34 protein-coding genes and 1 pseudogene are annotated in these 24,555 nt (G+C 59.4%); 12 read left to right on the plus strand and 23 right to left on the minus strand.

Features of this window, described 5'->3' with window-relative positions:
- Positions 1-131: 131 nt before the first annotated feature.
- Positions 132-482: a response regulator gene (locus AC2T3R_RS15825; protein WP_015270807.1), complete on the plus strand. Its 351-nt coding sequence runs from the start codon at positions 132-134 to the stop codon at positions 480-482.
- A gap of 77 nt (positions 483-559) precedes the next feature.
- Here AC2T3R_RS15825 and cobF read toward each other — a convergent pair whose 3' ends face one another.
- Together cobF and AC2T3R_RS15835 are read right to left on the minus strand one after the other, a co-directional pair.
- Positions 560-1,309, minus strand: a complete 750-nt coding sequence (gene cobF, locus AC2T3R_RS15830; protein ID WP_486743911.1) for a precorrin-6A synthase (deacetylating) — start codon at positions 1,307-1,309, stop codon at positions 560-562.
- A 67-nt stretch (positions 1,310-1,376) separates the two neighbouring features.
- Positions 1,377-2,666, minus strand: coding sequence for an OprD family porin (locus AC2T3R_RS15835; RefSeq protein WP_015270809.1), 1,290 nt, complete (start codon positions 2,664-2,666; stop codon positions 1,377-1,379).
- A gap of 361 nt (positions 2,667-3,027) precedes the next feature.
- Between AC2T3R_RS15835 and AC2T3R_RS15840 the strand changes: the two genes are divergently transcribed.
- The 3 genes from AC2T3R_RS15840 to AC2T3R_RS15850 all read left to right on the plus strand — a co-directional run bounded on the left by AC2T3R_RS15840 (position 3,028) and on the right by AC2T3R_RS15850 (position 4,480).
- Complete coding sequence (locus tag AC2T3R_RS15840) at positions 3,028-3,387, plus strand: histone-like nucleoid-structuring protein, MvaT/MvaU family (RefSeq protein WP_015270810.1); 360 nt, start codon at positions 3,028-3,030, stop codon at positions 3,385-3,387.
- A gap of 225 nt (positions 3,388-3,612) precedes the next feature.
- Positions 3,613-4,140, plus strand: coding sequence for a lactoylglutathione lyase (gene gloA / locus AC2T3R_RS15845; protein ID WP_061551716.1), 528 nt, complete (start codon positions 3,613-3,615; stop codon positions 4,138-4,140).
- Between the two features lie 97 nt (positions 4,141-4,237).
- Entirely contained in the window at positions 4,238-4,480 is a 243-nt protein-coding gene (locus tag AC2T3R_RS15850) for a hypothetical protein (RefSeq protein ID WP_013973119.1), read from the plus strand.
- Positions 4,481-4,606: 126 nt separating this feature from the next.
- On the opposite strand, the gene AC2T3R_RS15855 is transcribed toward AC2T3R_RS15850, so the two are convergent.
- Complete coding sequence (locus AC2T3R_RS15855; protein WP_015270812.1) at positions 4,607-5,428, minus strand: shikimate 5-dehydrogenase; 822 nt, start codon at positions 5,426-5,428, stop codon at positions 4,607-4,609.
- A gap of 162 nt (positions 5,429-5,590) precedes the next feature.
- On the opposite strand from AC2T3R_RS15855, the gene AC2T3R_RS15860 reads away from it, so the two are divergent.
- Together AC2T3R_RS15860 and AC2T3R_RS15865 are read left to right on the plus strand one after the other, a co-directional pair.
- Positions 5,591-5,935 (plus strand): hypothetical protein, encoded by a 345-nt coding sequence (locus tag AC2T3R_RS15860; protein ID WP_025338687.1) that lies wholly within the window; start codon positions 5,591-5,593, stop codon positions 5,933-5,935.
- 94 nt (positions 5,936-6,029) lie between these two features.
- Positions 6,030-6,212 (plus strand): hypothetical protein, encoded by a 183-nt coding sequence (locus AC2T3R_RS15865; RefSeq protein WP_003259487.1) that lies wholly within the window; start codon positions 6,030-6,032, stop codon positions 6,210-6,212.
- 73 nt (positions 6,213-6,285) lie between these two features.
- Here the strand turns inward: AC2T3R_RS15865 and AC2T3R_RS15870 are convergent, their stop codons facing one another.
- Complete coding sequence (locus AC2T3R_RS15870) at positions 6,286-6,771, minus strand: glycoside hydrolase family 24 protein (RefSeq protein WP_486743912.1); 486 nt, start codon at positions 6,769-6,771, stop codon at positions 6,286-6,288.
- Positions 6,772-6,835: 64 nt separating this feature from the next.
- The gene (locus AC2T3R_RS15875) at positions 6,836-7,201 is read right to left on the minus strand and encodes a hypothetical protein (protein WP_013973123.1); all 366 of its coding nucleotides are present in this window, start codon (positions 7,199-7,201) and stop codon (positions 6,836-6,838) included.
- Positions 7,202-7,363: 162 nt separating this feature from the next.
- On the opposite strand from AC2T3R_RS15875, the gene AC2T3R_RS15880 reads away from it, so the two are divergent.
- Positions 7,364-8,188 carry a S24 family peptidase gene (locus AC2T3R_RS15880; RefSeq protein WP_486743913.1) on the plus strand — a complete coding sequence of 275 codons (825 nt, stop codon included), beginning with the start codon at positions 7,364-7,366 and terminating at the stop codon, positions 8,186-8,188.
- Between the two features lie 137 nt (positions 8,189-8,325).
- Here AC2T3R_RS15880 and AC2T3R_RS15885 read toward each other — a convergent pair whose 3' ends face one another.
- The gene (locus AC2T3R_RS15885) at positions 8,326-8,649 is read right to left on the minus strand and encodes a DUF1654 domain-containing protein (protein ID WP_039614851.1); all 324 of its coding nucleotides are present in this window, start codon (positions 8,647-8,649) and stop codon (positions 8,326-8,328) included.
- A gap of 237 nt (positions 8,650-8,886) precedes the next feature.
- Between AC2T3R_RS15885 and AC2T3R_RS15890 the strand changes: the two genes are divergently transcribed.
- Together AC2T3R_RS15890 and AC2T3R_RS15895 are read left to right on the plus strand one after the other, a co-directional pair.
- Positions 8,887-9,561 (plus strand): polysaccharide lyase family 7 protein, encoded by a 675-nt coding sequence (locus tag AC2T3R_RS15890; protein ID WP_061551721.1) that lies wholly within the window; start codon positions 8,887-8,889, stop codon positions 9,559-9,561.
- A 211-nt stretch (positions 9,562-9,772) separates the two neighbouring features.
- On the plus strand, positions 9,773-10,030 hold the full coding sequence (locus AC2T3R_RS15895) for a hypothetical protein (protein ID WP_015270818.1): 258 nt from the start codon (positions 9,773-9,775) through the stop codon (positions 10,028-10,030).
- 97 nt (positions 10,031-10,127) lie between these two features.
- Here the strand turns inward: AC2T3R_RS15895 and AC2T3R_RS15900 are convergent, their stop codons facing one another.
- From AC2T3R_RS15900 to AC2T3R_RS15910, 3 genes and pseudogenes are all read right to left on the minus strand, one after another.
- The gene (locus AC2T3R_RS15900) at positions 10,128-10,427 is read right to left on the minus strand and encodes a hypothetical protein (RefSeq protein ID WP_085720590.1); all 300 of its coding nucleotides are present in this window, start codon (positions 10,425-10,427) and stop codon (positions 10,128-10,130) included.
- A 387-nt stretch (positions 10,428-10,814) separates the two neighbouring features.
- Positions 10,815-11,100: pseudogene (locus AC2T3R_RS15905) on the minus strand (hypothetical protein).
- The gene (locus AC2T3R_RS15910) at positions 11,090-11,398 is read right to left on the minus strand and encodes a hypothetical protein (protein WP_486743914.1); all 309 of its coding nucleotides are present in this window, start codon (positions 11,396-11,398) and stop codon (positions 11,090-11,092) included. The pseudogene AC2T3R_RS15905 and the gene AC2T3R_RS15910 overlap by 11 nt, the downstream one beginning before the upstream one ends.
- 144 nt (positions 11,399-11,542) lie before the next feature.
- Between AC2T3R_RS15910 and AC2T3R_RS15915 the strand changes: the two genes are divergently transcribed.
- Positions 11,543-12,073 (plus strand): hypothetical protein, encoded by a 531-nt coding sequence (locus AC2T3R_RS15915; protein ID WP_486743915.1) that lies wholly within the window; start codon positions 11,543-11,545, stop codon positions 12,071-12,073.
- Positions 12,074-12,078: 5 nt separating this feature from the next.
- Here the strand turns inward: AC2T3R_RS15915 and AC2T3R_RS15920 are convergent, their stop codons facing one another.
- Together AC2T3R_RS15920 and AC2T3R_RS15925 are read right to left on the minus strand one after the other, a co-directional pair.
- Positions 12,079-12,207: a DUF2514 family protein gene (locus AC2T3R_RS15920; RefSeq protein WP_486745293.1), complete on the minus strand. Its 129-nt coding sequence runs from the start codon at positions 12,205-12,207 to the stop codon at positions 12,079-12,081.
- A gap of 24 nt (positions 12,208-12,231) precedes the next feature.
- Positions 12,232-12,456 carry a hypothetical protein gene (locus AC2T3R_RS15925; RefSeq protein ID WP_486743916.1) on the minus strand — a complete coding sequence of 75 codons (225 nt, stop codon included), beginning with the start codon at positions 12,454-12,456 and terminating at the stop codon, positions 12,232-12,234.
- 194 nt (positions 12,457-12,650) lie between these two features.
- Here AC2T3R_RS15925 and AC2T3R_RS15930 point away from each other — a divergent pair, with 194 nt between their 5' ends.
- Together AC2T3R_RS15930 and AC2T3R_RS15935 are read left to right on the plus strand one after the other, a co-directional pair.
- Complete coding sequence (locus tag AC2T3R_RS15930; protein WP_486743917.1) at positions 12,651-12,878, plus strand: hypothetical protein; 228 nt, start codon at positions 12,651-12,653, stop codon at positions 12,876-12,878.
- 43 nt (positions 12,879-12,921) lie between these two features.
- Positions 12,922-14,442: a hypothetical protein gene (locus AC2T3R_RS15935; protein WP_486743918.1), complete on the plus strand. Its 1,521-nt coding sequence runs from the start codon at positions 12,922-12,924 to the stop codon at positions 14,440-14,442.
- On the opposite strand, the gene AC2T3R_RS15940 is transcribed toward AC2T3R_RS15935, so the two are convergent.
- The 12 genes from AC2T3R_RS15940 to AC2T3R_RS15995 form a co-directional block, all read right to left on the minus strand.
- The gene (locus AC2T3R_RS15940; RefSeq protein WP_486743919.1) at positions 14,425-14,769 is read right to left on the minus strand and encodes a hypothetical protein; all 345 of its coding nucleotides are present in this window, start codon (positions 14,767-14,769) and stop codon (positions 14,425-14,427) included. The genes AC2T3R_RS15935 and AC2T3R_RS15940 overlap by 18 nt on opposite strands.
- Positions 14,766-15,128, minus strand: coding sequence for a hypothetical protein (locus tag AC2T3R_RS15945; protein ID WP_486743920.1), 363 nt, complete (start codon positions 15,126-15,128; stop codon positions 14,766-14,768). Before AC2T3R_RS15945 ends, AC2T3R_RS15940 begins: the two co-directional genes overlap by 4 nt.
- Positions 15,113-15,493: a ubiquitination-like system serine protease family protein gene (locus AC2T3R_RS15950; protein ID WP_486743921.1), complete on the minus strand. Its 381-nt coding sequence runs from the start codon at positions 15,491-15,493 to the stop codon at positions 15,113-15,115. Before AC2T3R_RS15950 ends, AC2T3R_RS15945 begins: the two co-directional genes overlap by 16 nt.
- Positions 15,490-15,978 carry a glycoside hydrolase family 24 protein gene (locus AC2T3R_RS15955; RefSeq protein WP_486743922.1) on the minus strand — a complete coding sequence of 163 codons (489 nt, stop codon included), beginning with the start codon at positions 15,976-15,978 and terminating at the stop codon, positions 15,490-15,492. The genes AC2T3R_RS15950 and AC2T3R_RS15955 overlap by 4 nt, the downstream gene beginning before the upstream one ends.
- Before the next feature lie 81 nt (positions 15,979-16,059).
- On the minus strand, positions 16,060-16,758 hold the full coding sequence (locus AC2T3R_RS15960; protein WP_486743923.1) for a CatB-related O-acetyltransferase: 699 nt from the start codon (positions 16,756-16,758) through the stop codon (positions 16,060-16,062).
- Positions 16,759-16,878: 120 nt separating this feature from the next.
- Complete coding sequence (locus AC2T3R_RS15965) at positions 16,879-17,703, minus strand: hypothetical protein (RefSeq protein ID WP_486743924.1); 825 nt, start codon at positions 17,701-17,703, stop codon at positions 16,879-16,881.
- Between the two features lie 2 nt (positions 17,704-17,705).
- Positions 17,706-19,949, minus strand: coding sequence for a hypothetical protein (locus tag AC2T3R_RS15970; protein ID WP_486743925.1), 2,244 nt, complete (start codon positions 19,947-19,949; stop codon positions 17,706-17,708).
- A gap of 55 nt (positions 19,950-20,004) precedes the next feature.
- Complete coding sequence (locus tag AC2T3R_RS15975) at positions 20,005-23,058, minus strand: host specificity factor TipJ family phage tail protein (RefSeq protein WP_486743926.1); 3,054 nt, start codon at positions 23,056-23,058, stop codon at positions 20,005-20,007.
- Positions 23,055-23,432, minus strand: a complete 378-nt coding sequence (locus AC2T3R_RS15980) for a hypothetical protein (RefSeq protein ID WP_486743927.1) — start codon at positions 23,430-23,432, stop codon at positions 23,055-23,057. Before AC2T3R_RS15980 ends, AC2T3R_RS15975 begins: the two co-directional genes overlap by 4 nt.
- Positions 23,433-23,434: 2 nt before the next feature.
- Positions 23,435-23,914 carry a DUF1833 family protein gene (locus AC2T3R_RS15985; RefSeq protein ID WP_486743928.1) on the minus strand — a complete coding sequence of 160 codons (480 nt, stop codon included), beginning with the start codon at positions 23,912-23,914 and terminating at the stop codon, positions 23,435-23,437.
- A complete protein-coding gene (locus tag AC2T3R_RS15990) occupies positions 23,911-24,381 on the minus strand; it encodes a transposase (protein ID WP_486743929.1) in 471 nt (156 codons plus the stop codon). The genes AC2T3R_RS15985 and AC2T3R_RS15990 overlap by 4 nt, the downstream gene beginning before the upstream one ends.
- Before the next feature lie 26 nt (positions 24,382-24,407).
- Positions 24,408-24,551: a hypothetical protein gene (locus tag AC2T3R_RS15995; protein ID WP_016487752.1), complete on the minus strand. Its 144-nt coding sequence runs from the start codon at positions 24,549-24,551 to the stop codon at positions 24,408-24,410.
- Between the last annotated feature and the right edge of the window lie 4 nt (positions 24,552-24,555).

Here is a 24,555-nt window from a genome sequence, read left to right on the forward strand (position 1 = left end):
GGCATTTAGCCAGTATTTGAAGGCAGCGTGCGCCAAACGTTCCATCTGATTGCAGTGCCCGGTATCCTCGGGAACTTCTGCTGCCATCTGGAGCACAGATTAAAGACATTCATTAGCACAGGATCCGAACCATGCACCTTCTGGTAGTCGAAGACGACGACATCGTACGCATGCTGATGGTCGAAGTGCTCGACGAACTGGGCTACACGGTCATCGAGGCGGACAGTGCCGGCGCGGCGCTGCGCATTATCGAGGACCCGGGCCAGGAGTTGGCGCTGATGCTGACCGACGTGGGGTTGCCAGACATGGGTGGCGAAGAGCTGGCCGGCAAGGCGCGCGAGCTGCGGCCGCTGTTGCCGGTGCTGTTCGCCAGTGGTTATGCCGAGAACGTCAATGTACCGGAGGGCATGCACCTGATCGGCAAGCCGTTCAGCATCGACCAGTTGCGCGACAAGGTACAGGCCATTCTGGGTAACCCTTGAAATCGGTGTCGCCTGGTTCGCGGAATACCTGTGGGAGCGGGCGAGCCCGCGAAGAGGCCGGCACAGGCTGTAGCTGACTACAGCTCCCTGCGCAACAGGTAGCTATCCATGATCCACCCCTTGCGCGCCCGCTCCCGCTCACGCACCTCCATTATCTGTGCCTTCACCGTTTGCAACGGCCCGGCAATCAGCACCTCATCAGCAGTCCCAAGGTACGCGCCCCAGTAGATCATCAACGCCGGGTCATCGAGCCGGGCAAACGCGCACTGCCCGTCGAGCATCACCAGCACATTGTCGATCTGCCCCTGCCCGGCCAGGCGCCGCCCTGGCAATACGGTCAACGGCTCACCGATGCGGTTGAGCGGCACCTGATGGCGCGCAGCCAACGCCTGCACGCTGCTGATGCCCGGAATGACCTGCAGGCGCAGCGCCACACCACGCTCGCGGACCAGGCCAAGGATGCGCAGGGTGCTGTCGTACAGCGTCGGCTCGCCCCACAGCAGAAAGGCGCCGGTTTCACCGTCGCCTATCTCCTGTTCGATCAGTTGGGCATACAGCGCCGCACGCTGCCGGTGCCAGTCCTGCACCGCGCCCAGGTAGTCATCGGCCTGGCCATCGCGTGCAGGGTCGGCCACCTGCACCAGGCGGTAGCCGCCCTCGGGCCGGTAGCGTTGCAGGATGGCCTTGCGCAGGCGCAGCAGTTCGTCCTTGTCGCCGCCTTTGTCGAGCACGAAGAACACACTGGCCTGGCGCAGTGCATCGACCGCCTCGTAGGTGACCTGGCGCGGGTCACCCGGGCCGATGCCGATCAACAACAGGTCTTTCATTGCCCTGCCCTTTGCGGGAACCAGCAGCCATTGTCAGGTGGCTGCCGGTATTTGGCAAAGCGCCCCGTCAGAAGATGGAGAAGTTGTAGCTGACGATGACTCGTGTCTCGTCCATGTCACGCGCCCACTTTTCATAATTGCTGCGGTAAGTGGAATTACGCAGGCGCACGCTTACGTCCTTGAACGTGCCACTTTGCACCTGGTACTTGAACTCGGTGTCGCGCTCCCATTCTTTGCCTTCGGCCGTACTGCCCGGCACCTTGATATTGTCACCGTTGATGTAACGGGTGAAGAAGGTCAGGCCAGGCACGCCCAGGGCCTTGAAGTCATAGTCATAACGCACCTGCCAGGAACGCTCCTGGGCGGCGGCGAAGTCGTTGACCTGGGCGTAGTTGACCAGGTACGGGTTGGTGCCATCCAGGTATGGCATGGCACTGTCACCGTACATGCGCTGCCAACCGGCACTGAGCTTGTGGCCACCCAGGCTGTAGCCGAGCATGCCGCTGAACGCGCGATGGTCGATTTCGCCGGCGCGGGCATTGCCGATGTCATCACTCTTGATCAAGCGCAGGTCTGCCGACAGGCTGCCCACCGCCAATGGCTGGCTGGCCACCAGGCCGAGGAAGTGCTGGCGGTAGATGTTCTCCAGCTTGGCCACCTGGTACTGGGCGCTGAAGCGCTCGTTGAAACGGTAATCGACACCAGCCAGGTCAAAGTGATCAGCCTCGATATCGCAGGCATAGCGCTTGTTCTTGCAATGCACGCGAATGTCCTGGCGGTCGGTGGAGTCCCGTGCGGTGTACTTGTCCAGGCGGGCCAGGGTGAACTTCAGGTCGCGCACTTCTTCGGAAGTGAGCATGGCGCCATGGAACATGGTCGGCAGCAGGCGGCCATCGTTGTACTTGAGCAACGGTACATCCGGCATCATCGAACCGTATTTAAGCACGGTACTGGAAACCTTGACCTTGGCCGCCAGGCCCATCTTCGCGTACTGGTCGGCCGAGTGGCGCGGGTCGTGACCGGAAGACGGCAACAGGCCGCTGTTACTGTCCGCCGGGCTGGAGTCAAGTTTGAAGCCGAACATGCCCAGCGCATCCACGCCAAAACCTACCGGGCCCTGGGTATAACCCGACTGCACATTGAGGATGAAACCTTGTGCCCATTCTTCGCGTTTGGACGCACCCTGGCTGGAACTGCTGTGGCCGTCACGAAAATCCCGGTTGAAATAGACATTGCGTGCTTCGACCTTTGCACTGCTGTCTTCAAGAAAACCGGCGGCCTGGGCATTGACGCCGGCACACAACAGGAACAAGCCGGCAACACGACGCCCGGGGGCGAGGGGGAAAGGGGCAAACATGGGAGAAAACATCCAGAATCAAGGCGAGTAAACAACCTGTGGCACGTGCTGGCCACGGTACTGCGAGGGGGCCGAACAATAGCCGGCCATCATCTGAAATGATCGCGCGAAGGCTCTGGCACGGGCCATTGGACCATGGTCTAAGCGCGCAACAAGACAACCGCGGAAAAACCGGACAATACCGCACGCAAAACTAGGAAAGTTCCTTGCTTACTTACAAAAAGTTTGCAGTTTACCCAGTGCCCATGAATGACTACACTCGATATCAGCGAACAGCGGAACCCACCCGCGTGGCCGGCGTTTTTATTCTTCTTCAATGTTCGTCACGCCCTGCCACGACCGACGTACAGGAGTGATTACAGTGTCCAGACTTGCAGAGTTTCGTGCTGCCGAAAAAGCGCTCCAGGAACAGATGGCGCAACTGGAAGCGTTGAAAAAGGATGCCGGCCTCAAACGCGAAATCGAATTCGAGCAGAAACTAGTCGGCCTGATGAAAAGCTACGACAAGAGCCTGCGCGATATCATCGCCATCCTCGACCCAAAGGCAGTGGCCCGGGTTTCCAGTGCAGCACCCAAGCAACAGCGCCGCGCGCGCGTGGTGAAGGTTTACACCAATCCGCATACCGGCGAGCGGATCGAGACCAAAGGCGGCAACCACCGTGGGCTCAAGGCCTGGAAAGAACAATACGGAGCCGCCACGGTAGAAAGCTGGGTACGCTGATGAAACGTCCACACGTACTTCACACTTTTTTCACAAGGGCTGGCTCAGTATCGAGACAGCTAAAGGACTAGCGACCCCATCACGCGCCCGCACATGCGGGCCTCTAATTCCAGCGCCCTGCCTTGTGCAGGGCGCTTTCATTTGCGCAATCGGCACACTGCCGTATCATGGCCAGCCTGTCTGTTTTGCCGGTGCCCTGCGCCCGGCCCCGTCTCAGGAGTTCCCATGAGCCTGCACGATCTGCAAACCCTGCCTGGCGTCACCGCCCAACCGGATGCCGCCACCGCCCAGTTCGTCTTCAACCACACCATGCTGCGGGTAAAGGACATCGAAAAGTCCCTGGACTTCTACACCCGCGTGCTGGGTTTCCGCCTGGTAGACAAGCGCGACTTCCCCGAAGCTGCCTTCAGCCTGTACTTCCTGGCCCTGGTCGACCCGGCGCAGATCCCGGCCGATGACAACGAACGCCACCAGTGGATGAAGTCTATTCCGGGCGTGCTGGAACTGACCCACAACCACGGCACCGAAAACGATGCCGAGTTCGCCTACCACAACGGCAACACCGACCCGCGCGGCTTTGGCCACATCTGCGTCTCGGTACCGGACGTACGCGCCGCCTGCGCACGCTTCGAGGCACTGGGTGTACCGTTCCAGAAACGCCTGCAGGACGGGCGCATGAACCACCTGGCCTTCGTCAAGGACCCGGACGGTTACTGGGTCGAAGTCATCCAGCCGACCGAGCTCAAAGGCTGAGCATTCATCGCTGCTCGCTCGTCGGGCCGGGAACTCCCGGCCCGTTGCTGTGGTATATGAAGGTAACTGCTTCACATGCCACAGCGAGGTAAGGACGATGCAATCTCTTCACTGTGAATATCGCAAGCACACCATCACCGCCAGCGTGATGCCCCACCCCGATTCCCCCCTGCCCTATGCCGCCGGGTGCCTGATTACCGACCCCGACGGGCACACCAGCAGGCGCATGTCGATGCCGATGAAGTTCTTCTCCGACCTCGAGAACGCACAGCATGTGTCGCTGGCCCATGGCCGGGCACTGGTCGACCAGCAGCTGGATGAGGGGCACAAGGTATTTTGACCTTGTTTATGCCTGTTCCGGCCTCTTCGCGGGCTTGCCCGCTCCCACAGGTACTGCACAGATTTCAGATCCTGTGAGGTCCCTGTGGGAGCGGGCAAGCCCGCGAAAGGGCCGGCACAGGAGTAATCAGATATCCCGGGCGTACGCCACCGCCGCCTCCACCTGCGCCAGGGTGGGTCGCACCCCGGTGTAAAGCACGAACTGCTCCAGCGCCTGCAGCGCAATCACCTCCAGCCCGGTGATCACCGGCTTATCCAACGCCCGCGCTCGTCGGATCAACGGAGTGCTCTCCGGCATCGCCACAACATCGAACACCCGCGCCGCCGCGGCGATGGCGTTCTCGGAAAACGCCAGCTCCTCGGCCTCGGGCCCGCCCGCCATGCCGATCGGCGTCACGTTCACCAGCATGGGTGGGCACAGGTCGCCCAGCTCCGCCACCCAGCGATAACCACACACATCCGCCAGCTGCCGCCCCGCCTGCTCGTTGCGCGCAACGATGATGCCTTCGGCGAACCCGGCATCGCGCAAGGCACTGGCTACCGCCTTGGCCATGCCGCCACTGCCGCGCAGGGCAAACGCCGTGGACGGGTCGACCTTGTGCTGCGCCAGCAATTGGCGCACGGCCAGGTAATCGGTGTTGTAGGCCTTCAGGTGGCCATTGGTATTGACCAGGGTATTGACCGACTCGATGGCCGCAGCCGATGGGTCGATCTCGTCGACCAGGGCCATGCAGGCCTCCTTGTACGGCATCGATACCCCGCAACCGCGGATGCCCAAAGCGCGAATGCCCGCCACCGCCGCCGGCAGGTCATCGGTGCGCATGGCCTTGTAGTAGAAGTCCAGGCCCAGCTGCTGGTAAAGGTGGTTGTGGAACCGTACACCGAAGGTGCCGGGGCGGCCGGCCAAGGAAATGCACAGCACGGTGTCTCTGCTTGGAGTTGCCGACATAACCTGCTCCTTTGTCATAACTGAAACGTTTGTTCAGCGTAACAGAGGTAACCGCTGGTCGTCCCTTACACAACCTTTACCGTTCCCCCGTGCTCAGCTGACGAAGAGTGGAGTCATAGTAATAGGACCCCACACCTGGGGTGTCCTTGCGAGGGTTTCTTCATGAACCGTCACATTCCCGGAATCGCCCTGCTGGTCGGTGCCCTGGCCATCAGCGCGCCCGCTGTCGCCCACGGTGGCCATGGCCATGGCGGTTGGTATGGCCCCGGCCCGCTGCTGGGTGCGGCCGTGGTTGGCGCCGTGGTCGGGGCGACGGTTTATGGCGGGCGTGACCGTACCGTGTACGTCGAGCGCCAGCCGGTCTACTACGGGCCGCCACCCGTGTACGTGCAACCACCGCCACCGCCGGTGTACTACCAGCCGTACTACGTGCCAGCACCACCGCCCCCGGGCTACCGCACCTACTACGGTCCGCCACCGGTGTATTACGGCCCGCCGCGGTGGTAAATGTTGATGGAACCAATGACCACTATCGAGGAAGTTAATTTCAAACCGCCCCGGCTGCTGCGTAAGGTAGGGCCATGTTTTACAGGAGGTCCACATGGCCACTATCCAGATCATGTCCGTTGTTGGCAGTGCCGTCCCCGCTTCGCTGCGTGAGCAGGGCCTGCTCGCATGCTGGTACCTGGTGCGCAACGGCGAAGCCGTAAGCGGCCCGATGCCGACCCGCGCCTCGGCCCAGGCCCTGGTCGAACAGTTGCAACCAGGCACCATGGTCGCCTGACCCGTATTTGTTGTGCGTTGCTCCCTACGCCCTTCTGGCCCGCCTACCTGGCGGGTCTTTTTTTGCCTGGGCGTTACGCCTGCACGTCCCCGCCGCAGGCAATGAACATTGCCAACAACGCGGCCAACTGGTGCTCACGCTGACCGTAGCCCGCGCCAGGCAAGCTGGCCCAGATAGGCGCGGCCTTGGCGATCGCCTGGGCAATGCGGCCAGCCTTGATCAGTGCCAAGGCACCGCGTTCGCTCAGCAACTTGATTGCCGCCAGGTCCTGGGCCTCAGGGGTAAAGCGGCCATTGAAGCCATAGGTACTCACGATGGCATCCCAGGTACCGGCCAGAATCTGGTACCGCCCAGCCGCAGAACTGTGGATGCCGTAGCTGGGCAACCACACCTTCTGCTTCGGGTGCCCGCTGTAGTCATTGAACAGTTGGCCGCCTACCAGGACGTTGTAGCCATCGTCGCTGGCAGCGATGGTCGAGGTACCTTCGGACCAGGCCAGCATGTCCAGGAACGCGAGCACGTTCGCACCGCCGACAGCGGCAGAATCCAATCGAGCCATGTTGTCTCCATGCAGAAGAAGCCCATACGCATGGGCGTGAACAGAATTTGTCTTGCGGGCCGCCTCACTCACCCTGCTTCCCGCGCAGGCGGGCGACGCCCTCGCCCTGGACGGTGACCTGCCGGGGTGGATGGCCGCCCCGACTGGTCAGCGCTTCGATCTTGCCTTCCAGGCGGCCTACAGTGATCACCAGTTCATTGCGTTCCTTGGCAAACTGATCGGCCCTGGCCTGCGCTTCCCTTCGGGCATCACGCTCGATATCGAGCAACTCGTTCAGGCGCCGGACCACGCCAATATCAGCGTTGTCCATGGCACGGTCAGCCGCATCCCTGGACAGCCACTTGCGCAGCCAGAGGAATGCGCCCAGCAACACGGTGCCTGTTCCGCCCAGCCAGGTGATGGTGCCTGGGCCGAGGTCAGTCGGATCCATGAAAACCTCATAACGAATGGTGATGTCGTAAGCCTGGAGAACAGCTTCTCGGTGGCTTTCCTTGCTTGCATATTTAATTTAGCCTACAGCTAATATCATAACAAGGGAAATTTAGCCTTGAGCATATTTAGCAGCAAGCTAAACACTGGCATGCTTCGCCCCATGGACATCTACGAAATTCGCAAGCACAACCTGGTCAAGCTGATCGGCAACCAGAGAAAGGGATCCTGCGCGGAGCGCTGGGGGATGGCGCCTGCGCACCTGAGCCAGATCCTTTCGGACAAGACAGCGAAGAACCTGGGCGATGACGTGGCCCGCCGAATCGAGGGCATCGAAGGCTTGCCGCGGGGGTGGTTCGACGCGATGGCAGTGGGCGACCAGACGCAGTCGCCGGCCGAGGCGGGTGATAGCAAGCTTTCCGCAGCAGACCTGGTCAAGCAGATGCTTGCCAGAAGCGGCAGAGGCATCCCCGAAGAAACCCGGCAAAGGCTGCTGGCCGCCGCCGAGGAGCCGGCAGATTCGACACTGGTGGCCGCTGAACCTGCTCGGCCAGGCCTGGTGGGCGACGAAGTGTGGATTGCCCACTACGACGTCCGCGCAGCCATGGGTGGCGGGCAGATCCCCCACGACTACCCCGAGATGTTCAAGGATGTTCGCGTCAGCCCAAGCCACCTGCGCGAGCTGGGCGTGGAGTTCAGCGAGCACCACCACCTGAAGATGGTGACCGGTTGGGGCCAGTCGATGGAGCCGACCATCAAGCACCGCGACCCGCTGATCGTGGACGTCAGCATCCGCGAGTTCGTCGGCGATGGAATCTACTTCTTCTCCTGGGGCGACCACATCTACATCAAGCGGCTGCAAATTGCCGACGAAGAGCATTTCGAGATGATTTCCGACAACTCGCGGCACAAGGACCGCATGATTCGCCGGGAAGAGACCTACATCCAGGCCAGGGTGCTGCTGGTGTGGAATGCGCACCTTGTGTAAGCGTCATTGATCTGACAGGGCACTGTAGGAGCAGCCTTGTGCTGCGAAGAGGCCAGTACTGATAATGCATATCTGTTGCCTGTCCCGGCCTCTTCGCGGCACAAGGCTGCTCCTGCAAAGTGGGCATTTTCCGATGTTCAGAAAGGTGCCGCCTCCTCGACCTGCTGCTCGCTGTCCTGCTCGACGATAAAGTCGTCGCGCTCCTCCACGCTGCCGCGCTCCCAGCGTACCGTCACGCTCTCGTCGTCGTTGAAGGTCAGTTCCAACTCGGGCGTCTCGGCCAGCAGGCCCATCACCTCCTCCCACTCGGCATCACCGTCGGTATCCAGGCGATGCACCGTCACCCAGCGCTGCGTCTGCGCGAGCGGGTGGTTGATCATCGCTGACACGCGCAAGCTCAGCCGCTCCATTCCGGTCATTTCCTGGCGCTGATGGGGCGTCGACTTCATGTGCTTAGACATATTCTTATCCTGACAGCTGTATATTCGTACAGTATTCAAGGGAAGCTTATCTCACCGCCAAATCAAGCGTAAAGCCCCGCTGCGGAAAATTTTCGCCAACAGGTAATTTGTCGCCCGGCGAAATAATTTTAGCCATAAGCTATTGACGATGATTTAGCGTAAGGCTAAATTCCACTCCAGCAGCCGCCACCGTGCTGCTGCGGCACCAACCGACATTTCCATTCAGGAGTTCCCCCCATGAGCGTAGATATCAGCAACCTCACCATCGCCGTTCCGGTAGCCGAATCGTCGATCAGCACCGTAGCGGTCGAACTCACCGGCAGCGAAGCGATTGCCCTGTACCCGAACTACGTGAAAGTGCTCAGCGATGGTTCGGTCCAGTTGTCTGCCCCCACCAAAGGCGCTTCGAGCAAAAGCACCCGCAGGACCCGCTGCGAGTGGTCGGAGCCGGAATACTGGAGCCTGGGCGGCGCCTTGGATCACTGGAATCGCCAGGAAATGACACTGACCAAGGTCAACTGGGCGCAGAAGGTGGTTATCGCGCAGATGCACGTCTACGGGGACGACAGCCCGCCCGTGAAGGTGTTCTGGAAAAAGGGCGACATCACCCTGGGTTTTCGGCGGACCTACAACCAGACTGACCCGATCAACTCGACGGTGCTCAAGGGGGTACCGCTGGGGGCAAAGTTCGAGGTGAGCATCCATGCCACGTCGGCAGGCGTGGTCACCGTTACCGCCAAGTGCAACGGGATGACCGGATCGTCCGGCGATCTGCAGTTCGACAGCACCTGGGCTACACAGCTATTCGAGTTCCACGGCGGGGTGTACAACCAGGTGGACTACACCGATACCACGCCCGCCGATGACGGCTCGATCTGCATCATCAGCGACCTATCGTTGATCCATGCCTGAGCCCAGGCAGCCGGCGAGACATCCCGATGCCCTGCATCCCAGCGCAGGTTGCATCGGGATGCCGATTGGCGTTGAGCCGCCCCCAAGCGCTACATACAAGCTAAGCTCCACCTTCGGGCGCTTTTTCGATGGCCCCGGCACCATGCATCTACATCGTCGCTCTCGCGATCCATACCACCTGGCCAGATTTGGCCTTGAAGAGGATGCACCCATGGCGACAATCGAGACTCAAGCTCTTGCGCAAGGTCTCTCGCAAGTAGAAAGCAGCTGGCAAAAGTATGTAATTTCCCAAAAAAATACTGAAGGCCTAAGCGGATCCGAACTCAAGGCTGCCCTGAAAGCTAGTGCGCAAGACTATAAAAGGTTTCAGAATCACAGCCAGCAATTTTATGCAGAGGTTCGCAAACGGGTGACTGATGCTGAAAAACTGGAACAAGACAAGCAACTCTACCCTCACTATTACACTTGACGGGTTGATTTGATTTTCTTGTGAACCCAGGTTAGCTCTCAGCATTTCCTGGTAGTGCCCAGCATATAGCCGGGCATTTCCTTACAGGTTTTGCCCCCTATCTCGAGGCGGTGACAGGGTCTGCAGCGGGAGCGACCTCATCGGCGACTCGACGCGCGCGGCCAACTCCCCAAGCAAGCGCTCGGGCCATAGACTCATTTGGCCGGGAGTCGAAGGCCTCCTCGTGGAGTGCCATGCCGGACCGCGCATAGATACCGATGAACACCTGCGTGCTGCCGGTGCGCGAAAGCCTCACCCGCACATCGATAAAAGTGCCGTCAACAAGGGCTTCCTCGTGAGATCGGTGGTGGAGCGTAGGGTCCGCCCAGGCCCAGTACACATCGCCGCGCACGCGCATACAGCCCTCCTGCAACCGTTTGGTGGATGGTCATTAATCCAAAAAATAGCCAAGACGAAGCGGTGATCAAGGCTGTCCAACAGGTTTGAAAGCCAACCCGACAATTGGCTGTTTGCTCCCAGATTTCCCCCCCCAAATCACTGCTGCGACATGGCGAACTGGCGAAACTGGAGACAAACGTAATTGGTACAGGATTAAATTTCGTTCACGTTGCGCCCTTTAGTCATAAGGCATTCGACAGCAAATCAGCCATACTCCAGAAATGTTTTTTGCGCTTTGTTAAGTTTTCGTGGGTGGCGAAACCCAATGAATTCGGGGGTTTCGTCTCTCTCGACCACTCTGCACCACCCGCAAAAACTCGTCTATTGGTACAAAAAATGGTACCGCCTACCGCGGCGTTCTGCCGTCCACGATTCGTCTTGGCTCCCCCCTTTCACAATCCTCTGCAGATTCAAGCGTGAGCAGGCCACTCTTCCTGATCGAGCAGCGCCCACAGTCTGGCCGACTCGACGATCTCCAGCATGTCGACCAGATCGCCGTCATCGACCTCTTGCCGCCGGCGCGCGGCATAGGCCATCTCATCGAGCACTGCCGCGCGCCCATCAGGATCAGCCACCAGGGCAACCTGGTCGTTCAACTCGGCCAGCCAGGCCTGCGGAAGCTCAGTTGCCATAATCGCCCACCGCCCGGCACCACCACGACTGCGCATACAGCACGCCATCGATTTCCTCGACACCGTTGATGTTGATCCCGAGCTGGGCCATGCCATTGAGCTTGGCGTCGTGCAGCCGGGGGATGATGTCAGGCCCGGGGGACGGGTTGAACACCCACGCCTGGGTCGATACCCGGCCCAGCGGCTCACTGTGGTGGTCGCCTATGTGGATGTCGGCCCGCAGGGGCTGGACCTTCCTGAGGTGATCTGAAGGGATGGCCACGCCCTTCACGCGACGGCGAACGATGAGGAAATACATGCGGCACCGATACTGTATAGATAACCAGTATCGTATTAAATTTATTCCGAATAGACAATCAGGCGGCCGGCTCCCGCCGACTGTCGGTTAGGAGCGACGGGACGCTGAACTCCAGCACCAAAGCGCCCAGAAAGGAGAATCTCAATGGTAACTGGTATAAGCAGGCGGATTGAGCAGTGCTTCACTCATTGCATGGAGCAAAATTATGAAGGGGCATTAGTTAATCTTTTCCCAGCCTTAGACAAGACAGCAAAGCTCAGATACCCAAACGATGGCGTTGGCGAGCGCATCAGAGCCTTCCTTCGTGATGAGATGAGCTTTATCACGGCAATATCGACCGGATCCAAAATGCACCAAGTCATGTACGATGATCTGACCATGGAGCAGGCAATCTATAAATACGGGAGAACCTCAGTGATGCACGAGGGGGAGCTTGACCCTAGGCTAAAAGTAGGCCCAGAGGGAATGTTCTCTTTCGGAGCAGAGGGGATGATGATTCCTCCCAAATACGTAATTGGGCTCGCGGTTGCAGTGGTACTTGCCCCTGAAAATAAAACTGAGCGCATGAGCAGGTCTTTCAAAATTGATATCTTGGATACTCACTGTGATATTAATGACCACTGGGGCTCACCTGGTGTAATCAAAGGCTATGTCGATAGGTGGTTCGGGTTCTGAAGCCCCTAGAGAGAGTCGTTGTCTGTTTCACATTGACTCCCGGCTATTCGGGCAAGGTAATAAGCCGCCGCCAGCTCTTGATTCGTTTCGACAGACCGGTCGAGTAGATCGGAGCGCACCATTACGGCGCGGATGGCTGCAGGCCTAGGGTAGCTAGCTCAGTGAAGTGGAGGCAGGTTTTTGCCGCGCGCCTTGGCAATCACCCGAAGCTGGTAGTCGGAAACCACCTGGAACAGAGACTCTGCCAGAAGGCGTAGGCGCTCCACTTCCTCCGCTGGCGCGCCACTGTCCTGGGCTTGGTGATACTCCCGCATGGCGTCGACGGCCTGCTGGATCAGCGGCTCTCCGGCCTCAACCATCCCAATGAAGCTGCGCTTGTCCATTGCCCGCCTCCATTCCCCAATCACGAGATGAGCGCATTATAGGAGGTAGTCGCGGGAGACGACGATTCGCTGTTTCTTCCGTGCGGCCCTGCGGGAGGCGGAGCGCAGCCCCCCCCCGAGCGCGGATCTCCTTACCACAGATCAAAACCAATGGTATTCTAAGACAATTTTTTGAATATGAAGGACTCTAGATAATGGCACAAGGCTATCTTCACATCCAATATGATCAATATGGCGACCCGCAGGTGCTGTCAGAATTCAATATTCCTCTGGATTCTGGAGAGCTCGACATATTGCGTCATGTTGTATCAGTCGAGGTCAATGATGGCGACAAATCAAAGTCCGACAGTCTAACTATTGAATGCGCCAAGGAAGCACTGGCATCAGTTGGCATCCACCAAGTAACTTGGAAAGTAGTATAAATAATTTATGCTACACAGCTAAACAGGACAAGAAGTGCAGCTAATGGAAGAGATTGTATATAATGACAGCCATTTAGAGGTATATTTTTCCCAAGGGAAATCTGATATTCTTGTAGTAACTTTCAATGAGATGGGCACTAAGCCAGGTCGAGGCTCGTGGGGTGGTGGAGCGCTGCGCAAGAACGGCCTCTCCTACCTTGGCTTTGTCTCAAAGCAACCTAACTGGTTTCCTGAAAGTAGTGTGACTACAGCCCGGAAGGCTCTTTCAGAAATAATTGAGCGGTTCGCCAAAATCATCACCTACGGTCATTCCCAAGGCGGTTATGCATCAATAAGATATGCATCTACATTTGGCGCCTCAGCAACTATATCATTTTGCCCTCAATACTCTATTGCGCCAAATAGCATGGGAGGAGCAGATAAGCGATTCTCTCTTTATTTAAAAAACACCGTGGACCACCGCGAGATCATCGAGAGTGACCAAGGCGAAAACTGTATATCGTATGTATTCTACGACCCGAAGGACTACCTAGACAAAATCAATTTTACTCACATCCGCGACACAATCAGGAACGTCAGAAAAATTGAGATGTTTGGTACAGGGCACCAGTCTGTCCGAGCCATTGCAAATAGTGAAGCTATCGGGGACATCATACGATACGCTGCTACCAGCGACTTGCCAGGAATTTTCAAATCCGTCAGAAAATCCAAACGTAAATGGCCAGCTAGGAAAATATTCCTAGCTCGTGATCTGGCCTTACGCAACAAAGACACCGCGACAAAACTGGTCGATGACTACGAAGGCCCTCTCACATCAGATGTGACACCAGGCCTAGTTCGAAACCTCTTCATTTCATGTGCACTGGACTATCTCGCAGATAACGTCGAGCGTTTTCTGCCAAACGCCAGTCAAGGTGTGAAGCTGATTCTCCTTCGAGCGTTGATCGCTACTGACAAGCTAGATCTCGCCAAAAGCTACGGGGCAGAGTGGTCTCAACAGGAAGGGGCAAGCAAATCCATTCTTCGCTTGGTTTCCGATCTGGATAAAAAATCCACCATCCAAAACAAGAAAACAACACCATTCTCTGAGAACATTTCTTTTGGCTTTGGGTGGCATGCTGAGGAGTCATGGGGGCGATGGGGCGCAGCAACCCGGTCGAGAATATTTATCAAGTCAACCCTATTGACTGGAAAAACCCGCTCAATATCAATACCAGTGTCATGTCTTTCAAGATCGAAGCAAAGCATTAGGGCTAGATATTTAGTTGACGACCGGTGGATAGGCGTCAGGGTTCGCAAAGGCATGCTGACGTTCGAAAATTGTGGTCATAGCACAACTATCGACATATTTGTAAATACGGTACATTCACCGTATAGCTTGAAGCTGAATGACGATAGAAGGATAATGGGCGTTAGAATAGCCTGCCCAAGCAAGTGGATTATAAATCATTATGTAGGAGCAAGTGTAATCGCCAGGGTTTCCAGGTTTACTAAGTCATTAATCCCGAGAGTACCCACCACTAAGAAGCCTGGGAAGTCGACGCCACTACTGACAGGAAATTAATGCGGCCGACAAGAGTTTTTCATATCCAATGCGCTGCCGTCGCTCAGCCAGCAGCGCCCGCACCTTTAGGTCCAAGCTGTCAGTTTTGCGCAGGCCAGCAGATGCCCAAGGCGGGGTAGCAACATGGGGTGCACGGCACGGTACCGGCACCGGCACCTCGACGCGCACATAGCGGATCTCTGTCTCCGCCTTTGTCGCGCAACCGGCAAGGTACAGCAGGGTTACCACCACCCCGATCCCACAGGCAAGGCCCCGAATTACGCGGCGTACAGACCAGAGAATGCCCATTCCGCTCCCACAGGTCAGCGAGTTCACCACCACCGTCATAGCCCAAGCTCCTTGTCGATAATCGAGGTGGCTGCTGCGCACTGGTCGCCGCCGGTGCGCTCCTGCTGCAGGCGGTTTGCCGCGGCGTAGTCGACCTCCGCGCTGGCCTTCGCCTTGCCAACCGCCTGCTCAGCCCAGGCCTGGCGAGCCTTTGCCGCCAGGGTCAGGTCGCCCAAGGCCTTGCCCTGCTCCGCCGCCAGCCCGCTGAGGTTGTCGCGGGCAGCCTTGCAACTGGCGACCTGGTTCTGCTCGGCGTCCAGTAGCGGCCGGAAGTGACCGGTGGTAGCCCAGGCGCCAAGCGCAATACCGGCCAGCACCAGAAGACCGGGGCCAATCGCCCGGATCACCAGCTGCTCCATGACGCCTCCCAGTCCGGAAGATCGACCGTCTGGCCAGCCAGCCCATGTGTGCAGTCGCCCAGGCACTGGATGCGGCCGTCAGTGACGAAGGAATGACAGACCTTGGCGACCTTGGTCTGCACGATCTCGCCGCGCATGATCTTGTCGTGGTCCTCCAGCGTGGTAGCTGGCGGCTCCCACTGATCCCATCGAACCAGGACCGATGGCGTGAATGTCGGGGAATCGGCGTTGCCGTTGTAGCCCCAGCGCGGGCCCGGCCCCGAGTCGACCTTCAGGCTGTGCGGTTGGTCACAGCCCCTGCAGAAGAACCACAGCGACCCGTCATGGGCCTGGCCCAGGCAGCGGCCTATCGTTTTGATGGTCATGCCAGCACCCCGCCAAGCTCAACCCAGCGCCCGAGCAGCTTGTCCAGGCGATGCGGGTTCTGCCCATAATTGTTCCCTGGCAGCGATGCCCAGATGTTCGAGCACTTGGAGATGGCCAGCGCGATGCGGCCCGCCTTGATGTCCTCCAGCGCGCGCCGCTCTCGGATTTGCTGCAGCGCGATGCGGTCCTGGTTTTCCGGCGTGAATCCACCCCCCAGGCGAAGGCTGACACGGTACGCATCCCAGTAACGCTCGAGCAGCTGGTACCTGCCTGCTGCCGTGCTGGTCACCGGCTTGCCGTTGATGGGGAAGGTCAGCTTGCGCCGCGGGTGATCGGCATAGCTCTGAAACAGGCCGCCACCGTACAGAGCGTTGTACCCGTCGTCGCTCGCCTTGATGGTTGAGGTACCTTCGGACCACGCCAGCATGTCGAGGAAAGCGAGCATATTCGCCCCACCAGCTTGAGTTTCGGTGAGTCTGGCCATGTTTTCTCCAGGCAAAAAAAAGCCCGCACTGGGCGGGCTATTTAGTGATTATTCGATTTGCTATCGAAATTGGGCAGTTCGTTACTCGACCGGTTTGCCGTCAACAAAAACTGCTGTTTTTGGCTCAAGTGGCTTCAACCGCCCCTCTTCAATAGCACGCTCGATCGCGTCTAAGGACTCTGAGACCTTGGAGTAGTCAAGGTTTCCGAGAACCTGCTTGCTCAATGAATAGTTCCACCACTTCAATGCTTCCAGGCGCTTTATCGTTTCGTCGTCAAACCGTTTCCGGACCACCTTGGCTGGCGTGCCGGCCACGATAGTGTACGGCTCCACGTCTTTAACGACTGTCGCATTCGCAGCGATAATAGCCCCGTCGCCGATCTTCACGCCTCTGCGCACGAAAGCCCGGTATCCGATCCAGACATCATTGCCGATGACGTTTCGAACATTGTTGGACGCATAGCGGTTATCAGAAACGATATCGAGGAAATCTTGAGAATGGCCCAATGTTCCTCGATCATTAAAGACGAAGCAGTGAGAGGACATCCAGTCAACTGGATGCTCAGTCGGACCTACCATTACTTCATGGGCGATCGAGCAGTAACGACCTACATCAGCGTTGTACAGTGCAACACCAACATTCCCGTAACTGAAGGCGCCGAACTTGTTCAGCCCTCCGCGAAACAGAATTTTGTCAACCACGCAAGGCAGCTCAACCTCGAGCCTCCCTCTCCCCATCCTCACAGGCATCTCTCGCTGATGCAAATCTTCGCTCTTCATTCCCCGCCCTGATGTTCAGTAAAAAACCTTGCCAAGCTACCGGTCTTCACTTGGTATGACAACCTGACTTTTGAGCAAATGGATGGCTAATTCAGCGTACTTTGCTTGAATCGGCAGAACCTACCAGGGCCTACCGCGATCAGCGCCTACGCTTGCTGCCTGAACGCAGATGCGTGTGATGTCTTCCGCGCTTAGCACTCTATCGTACCGCGCGAACACCTCCGCCTCTTGGATTCCGCCATCGTAGACAGAGGTCGAGATGCCGATGGTTGGCTGTGCCAGAGGGCTGACGTTGCCGGCGTTGGTGGTCATGCCCACATCAGTAGCGGAAATGGTGACTATTCCAAGCAAAGCGCCGGTCTTGCTATAGACAGATGCGGTAACCGTGGCGCTGCCGTCGTACGTGAGCACCGAAACCATATGGCGATTGACCAGGCCGGTTACCCGCGGCTGCAGGTCCGAGGTTGCCCCGTCTGCCGTACCGGTCCACATGCGGGCCTGAACCGTCTGGTTACCGCCTGATTGGAATGCTCGAGCGAACATCACCGGGCCCCGAACAGCCGAGGTTGAACGGTCGCGGAATGCCAGCAGTCCGATGATTGCCTCGACAGCCCCGGAAACGTTGCCGGTGATCGCTCCACCCAGGACCAGAGAGAACGGCAGGGTTGGGTCAAAGCCAGGGAAGGAAGCGATCTGCGTACCCTGCAGGCGGACGCCGCCGCCGGTGAGCCATGCATAGCCACCGCCGAAGTCACCTTCCACCAACTTCTCCAGCGCGCCTCCAGGGCGACCTTCAATGGCGTTGGCCAAGGCCGTGCCGCTCGCTTCAGTGAACAGGAACAGGTCCTGCAGCCCATCTGCGGGGAAACCGTTTTTGGTGAAGATCAGCTTTTCCAGGCCGGCGGTCGAGGACAGAACGCCCGGCAGTTCAATCAGTACAGTCATCGTCAGGCTCCTTGAATCTGCATGCCATCGTATTGGCAGGCCCAGTTGTAGAGGGGGTAGAGCTTCCCGGCGCGGGTGCCTGTCGAGAAGGTGTTGATGGCCATAGCGTTGTCGCTGTCCCGGAAATTGGTGTAGGTGTTGAGCCGGCGGAAGCTGAGCGTCTCGCCAACCGAGAAGGGCGTAGTGAGCTCGCGCACCTCGCCGGTCATGACAGTATTTGCACCGTCATAGGCAACGCTGCGCACGATCCCACGTCCGTTGTTGGACGAAAGAAGGAATGCTCCCTCGTCAGTCAGCGGCTTCAGCGTGGCGCGAAGGTCGCCTGTCACCGAGATGGTGAAGGTCGGGAAACCGTTTGGCGTTGCCGGGCCAGTGCCGATGGCGGCCACGTTGTAACTGCCCAGGTCACAGAAAGCTTGGCCAACCGCAAGCAATGCGCCGGCCGGCACGGAGGGGAACGTCATCCGCACAGTTCGCCCGTCCGCCTGAATAGCCGCAGCCGTAGCGTACTGCCGATCCGTGGGCGCGTTCAGCGTCCCGCCATAGATGGAGATCCCAAAGCCGCGCGCCTTCGCCAAGAACTCGGTGTCGATAATCAGCGGCGGCCGGGGCACATGGAATGTCAGGTCAACGTGGGTGGCATCAACCTTCCTGGCCGACAACACTCGGAGCGGCTGCCAGTCCTCACCCTCGTTCAGGACGCGGTACATCACTTTCGCGCACATATCGCCAATCCAGCGCTGGCCATCGGCGTTGTAATGGATCTCGTCGCCCCACTCCTGCGCAGAGCCCGTCAACCCATTGCTGGCATTCTTGGCGGATGCCATCTGATAGCGCGGCCCAACAAGGAAGACCAGAGGCGAGGCGTCCGCGACATCCTGCCAGGCAGTCGAGGTCAGCATGTTGTAGCTGGCCGGCGTCACGAACAGCGGTATGGGACGAGTCTGCCCGACAATGTTCCTGGCGGTGACGTCAAACTCGGTCACCATTGCCAGGGCTTTGGTAGTGTAACTGGCGACCAGGTCCGACGGCAGCAAGGTATCCCCGCTGTAGTACATGGTCATGTCGCCTTCGCTTTCACCCTGGTCGAAGATCCAGGCCGGCAGCTGGTAGGTCGCACCAATGGCCGTCGCGGCTGCTTTGGCGCGCCGAATGTCATCGATAAGCGTCGGCCAGTGGCCACCAGGCGTGCGCGCTCCGGGCCGGCCACTGGCGCCGTCGTTCTCCGGGCCAAGCTCCGTCAGCTTTCGCCCGCCAAGCCCGGAGAAGCTGATCAGAATGCGCTCAGCCAGTCCCGGGGACTCTGGCGAGAACCGAGAGGTGTTGGTGATTCGGGCCTTGTAGGCATCCGCAAAACCATTGGCGCGGGTCTCAACGGAAGCAGCTACCAGGTCAACCAACTGGAAGCCACCGGAAGCCCTGTTTTCAGGGGTATTGGGGTTGTCGGTGGCGATCCAGGTGGCCACCCCACGGGCGAACATCAGGTTGCCCCAACCAGTGGGAGCCACTGACAGCGGAGGTTTGGCCTGGTCACCAGCGATGTTGGATTGCCCAAGAAACGGCACATGCAGGATCTTCGAGGAGCCGCCCTGCCCCACACCAGGCGCATAGAACGACCCGTCGGCCCGAGACCCCGTTACGGCGTATAGGTCGCCGTTCGCATCCCGCTGGGCGAACACATAACCGCCCCATCCCTTGATCTCGACATCCTGCATGGTGGTACCACCCATACCCTCAACCATGAAGGTGCGCAGGGGCGTGCTGCGGATGGTGCCGTCAGGCATGAACGCCATCAGGTTGAGCAGATTGCCTTGGGCGTCACGGCCAGCAAAGACGCCAAGGGGGTCACCACCATCCATCCCGACGGCGGCGTTTTGGTAGGGGGACAGTTTTTGTTCGAGGCTGTCGAGATTCTCTCGGGTTTCTCGAACCGCCTGGGCGTTCGGGTAGCTGTCTACGAATACCGCAGAACCGGATTCATTCCTGTACACATTGACGTATTCGTCCTGCGCGCTGGACAGAACGCTGAAGTTGGTGCCGTCCACCGTCCCGGCCAGGCCTTCTGCCACGGAAACATAAGGCATCGCGCCGCCCAACAAGGTTGCCAGGTTGGTCATTACCATGGCGTTGGTCGGCCGCATAACGCCGCCACCAACGTCCATCATTTTCACTTCGGGCGAAAGCAGTAGTTCGTTCGTCGTCCCGACAATCCGGTCCAGCTCCTGAATGGTCTCTTGGCCGCTCATCAAATATTCCTCAATAAAAAGCCCGCACTCGGCGGGCTTGGTAACTGCTGCGGCATCATGCCGGCGGGAACTGGTCGTCGTAGGTGTACACGCGGGCGTCGTAGGGCATGCCCTTCATCGCCGTGTTGCCGTTGGCTGGGTCGGAACTGGTGATCAGCACCGGGTAGGCCCAGCGCGCGGCCGGGCCGAACAGGATATGTGGCGGTTCCAGCGGACCATCCACTACCGGTGTGAAGTCGAGCGAGTCGACCCTCACCGTGTACTGGTCCACCTGGGTGGCAGTCCATGGACCGGATAGCGTGCCGTCCAGCTTGCGCACGCCTATCCGATGCTCGCCGCCGGCGCTGAAGTCCAGCGGCTCCGACGAGGTCAGGAGCGTTCCCGACCCAGTCACCTCGAAGGCCAGCAGAATCGCGCTCTGGCACCGCTTCGGCGCGTCATCCGCAACGGCTGCAAAGCTCAAGTAGCCGCTGTTGCTGCCATCCATCTCGGTTTCCCAGGTGTAGATGTCGGTCCGGAACTTCTGATGGCCACGCCGGCGCATGCCGACCCGCCAGGCCCTGGTCCTATCGCTGACTCCCGGCATCTTGATCTTCTCGACCTTCGTGCCAAGGTCACCAGGCCACCGGCACTCGACCGTTTCCCACGCCCAAGTGATGTGGGAGAAGAACTCCACATCCACGCCGTCGAAGTCGTTGATCGACGGCATGGCGCCGCTGATCTTGAGCATCTTGGTCATGTTCTGCGGCGAGTAGGTCTGGGTCTTCGGGCCGTAGGTCACATCGAACGCGGCCCGGGCACTATCACGAACCGGGCGCAGCAGGCCCCGGAAGGTCACCAGTTCGCCGAAGCTGCACGCCAAGGCATTGTTGATCATGTCCTTGACCGTGATCGTAGACTCAAGCGTTTCGTCGTAGGTGTCGCCGCGGGCAACGCAGATGCTGTGGAAGGCCTGCCACTCGGGCAGATCCAGATCATCGTCTGTATACCCGCGCCGCTTCAGCTGGTAGATGCACCACGGCACGATGTCGCGGCTTGGCCCGGTACCGCCCTCCATAAGAGGCAGGATACGGGTTGCCTCGACGCTGACCTGGCTCTCCGACTGCGCAGACAGCCGGTCACCGCCACGGATGTTGCAGGTCATCACCGTCAGTCCCGGGTAGCTGGTGGGCGAGTTCTGCAGCCTCCCTCGAAAGTCAGTCCAAGTTGCATCATCGCGCGCCTCATCGTTGATCCTTCCTGGCCTATCTACGTAAAGCTTGCGAATACGCCCTTCTGGTCTCATGGGGTACGGAGCAGTGGTTCTATTCGTAAACCCCTGGGCATCCAGCGACCCGCCATAATGGACTTTCTCAAGAACGGTCCATTCTCCTGCGGTATTCATATCCCGATATTCGAAGGCATGGTAGGCCGGAATCTCGTAAATCTGACCCTCCCGCCCTATTCCGCACAAACCATTGGCATAAGTGACAGTCCATTCGATATCGGTGACCAGCTCACCTTCTGGGCACAGCGCGAACGGGCCGCGGTAACCGCCCTGCAGGTTCGAGGCGTCCAGCGTGATCAGACCGTTTACCGTCTGCATGGCGTTGAAGCCAGGCCAGCCCGCGTCAGTCGAGCCGGACGAGGTCAGGCGCTCAACCTCGAGAAAGCTCGTGCTGAAGGCCGTGATCCGGTACCGAAGACCACGGGGCCCTATGGTTGCGAGGCCTTGGCCCAGCGCCAGGCCCACCACAGGCGAACCGCCATCGTAGTCCAGCGTCATTTCCGCTGGCTGCTCGGGAATGGCACTGGTCGTGGCCGTGCCAGTCACCCCGACCGGAGACGATCCCAGGATGGTGGATGCGCCGGTCGCCGTGATGGCCTGGCCAGCAAATGGTGTCAGCTCAACGAAGCGCAGCATCCCGCTGCTCTGCTGCGCCTGGAATGGCGTACCGCTGAGCAGGGTATTCAGGGCAGAAACCAGGCCGGTGAGGTCAGTCGTTGCGGTGTTGAGTGTTATCGGGTAGCTGGACGCACCGCGGATCAGGCTAAAGCTCAGCGGCGTGACATCGAAGTCGTACCGGCTGGGCGCAGCAGAGCCGGTGAGCGTCGACGCAGTACCGGGGTTGGCCGGCACTGCTGGGCTGTACGGTGTGTAGCTGTGCACCACATACAGGCCAGCGTTCGCCCCTGCCACCTCGATGAGCATCCCAGCCGTTGGGTTCAGCATTTCCAGCGGGCCACGGATGATGTCGCGCCCGGCTCCACCGTCGATCACCGTGTAGGTATACGGCGCAAGCACCCGAACGATGATGCCGTTCGACCAGTCGGCCGGGAACTGGCCTGAGCCGGCCGGCACGCTGATCGTATCGCCGACGAACTGGTACGCCGAAGCCGTGGCCGACCTGGTGAGGTCGGTGGCCATGGTCAGTTCCAGGCCGGCCGAGCCGCTGGAGCTTGCCCCTACCTCTGGAACGTTGAACCAGTTGATATGGGCAGGATCTGCCGACAGGTCGGCACCTGGCGGATAGATCGTGAACGTCGCGTCGGCGCCCAGGGAGATCAGCGGGGTTTCGCCCACCTTCACCTTGGCCAGCGGCACGTCGTACTCGCCTTCGCCAATGTACAGCAGCATTTCCACGCGCTGGTCACGCGGTGCTACGTGCGCCCGGCGCGGCTGGGTCAGGTAGGACGGATAGACCCGCTGGTGCCCGGCGATCTGGCGAACTGGCTCGCCCAGCTTGACCTTGTTGCCCTTGGCGCTGGCCTCGGTCAGGGGATCCCCCTGCTGAGTGCCGGCGCTGGATGGCATGCCGGGCATTTTGGGCATGATCGACTTCAGCACCGCCTTGGCGCCCTTGAACAGGGCGAAGGTGATGGAGAATGGATCGGTGCCCTTTGGTTCGCGGTAAATCTGCAGCAGGTCGGCAGGCTTGAACTTCACCTTGTGCCACAGGTGCTGCTCGATCAGCTCATCATTGAGCACAATGCTGATTGGCGGGCTTTCCCGGCGCTCATACGACGGCGCCAGCGACTTCAACCACTCCTCGATGGACATACGGCGGTCGGTCTTCCAGGTGCCGAGCGGCGCCGTGTCACTCAGCTTGTTCGGATAGAACTCGATCATCGGTAGTACACCACTTTCGGGTGAGCGGCCTCGAACTCGCCGGTCGTCCGGAGGCAGGCGCCGCCGGGGTTTGTGTCCAGCACCTTCAGGCGCCCTTCGCTCTTCACCACTACCCCGACATGCAGGCAGAGCGAACCGCGGAACACGGCAGCAATGGCTCCTGGCTCCGGGGCGCACTCTTCCATTCCCTGGCGCAGGTCGTGATAGGCGGCGGTATTTGCCCTGAGCTTGTCCTTGCCCACGGCGCCGAGGCTGGGCAGCAGCGGCAGGCCGAACACCTGGTGGCGCACCGCGATGCACAGCCCCCAGCAATCGAAGGCAATAGGCCCCCGTGCACCCTCGCGATACGGGGCGCGCATGAATTTCTCGATCATGGTTAGAGGTACTTCAGGCCAGGTGCCAAGGTTGTGGTCAGCACGGTGCGCAGACCGTTGGTGTTGAGCAGGTCGAAGAAGCCGGCGGTCAGCTTGGCTACGTCGTCCTCATACTCCCGGCTGAGCAGCGTCATGCGGTACCGCTCTTGCGGGAACGACAGGTCTTCGGCCAGGTAGCGCCTGAAGGTGATGATGAAACGCTCATCGGCCGCCTTGGCTTCCTCAACGACTTCCTGCACCTCGCCAGTGACGTTGTCCAGGCCCAGCACCAGGTTCTGAAACGCGCTGTTGTCGTTCTTGGGCAGGGCCAGGTCCATGGCCATCGCGATGAAGGTCAGCGTTCGGCCGTCCTCGGTGGTGCACACCCGGTCTTCCCAGCCCGAGCAGTACAGGTGGGAGATGGTGCCGCCTTCCTTCCTGGCTTCGATGGTGTCCACCAGCTCCCCGCGCCCCGAGGCGTAGCACTCTTCGATCAGGCTCATCCGAAGTACTCCGTGTGCCACTTCTCAAGGATGGATTGCAGGCCGGCGTTGAACTGGTCAAGCGGCATGCCCAAGTACGCACCGAGGTACTGGTCCTCGGTGTAGACCGGGCGCTTCTTGAACTCCAGGCGAGCAGAGAACCGCCAGCGCTTGATCTGCGCCAGCTCGCCACCGGTGTAGATGCCTTTGAAGTGCACCAGGTGCACCTGCATCCCCAGCGGGGTCTGAAGCGGCATCTCGAACCACTCGACGCCAAGGTTCAAAGCCCAGGTATACCAACCCTCGAAAAGGGCGGCTTCTTCCTGGCTGAAGTTGAATGTGAACTGAGCGGAGGCCGGAGGATTGCTGGTTACCCGTCGGTACCGCGACCGCCCGGTGACCATCGGCGTAGCCCGCATCGGATCAACCGTGCTCAGGCCATACCCCTCCTGCAGAGGAAGTGGCAATTCTGCCGGGTATTGAATCATTGCCGTTCCTCAGCTGAGGTTTGCGTTTAGGTGAGAGGGCTGAGGCCCAGCGCTTCCTCGATGCGGGCGAGCCGCCTTTGCAGCAGTAGCTCTTTCTCATCAGGCGGAACAACGGGATCGGGCACAGTTGCGCCCGCCCCGATGTCGGCCTCTTCGGTTTCGGTGGTCATGGGA

This window comes from Pseudomonas sp. PVC-5-1, from assembly GCF_057444345.1.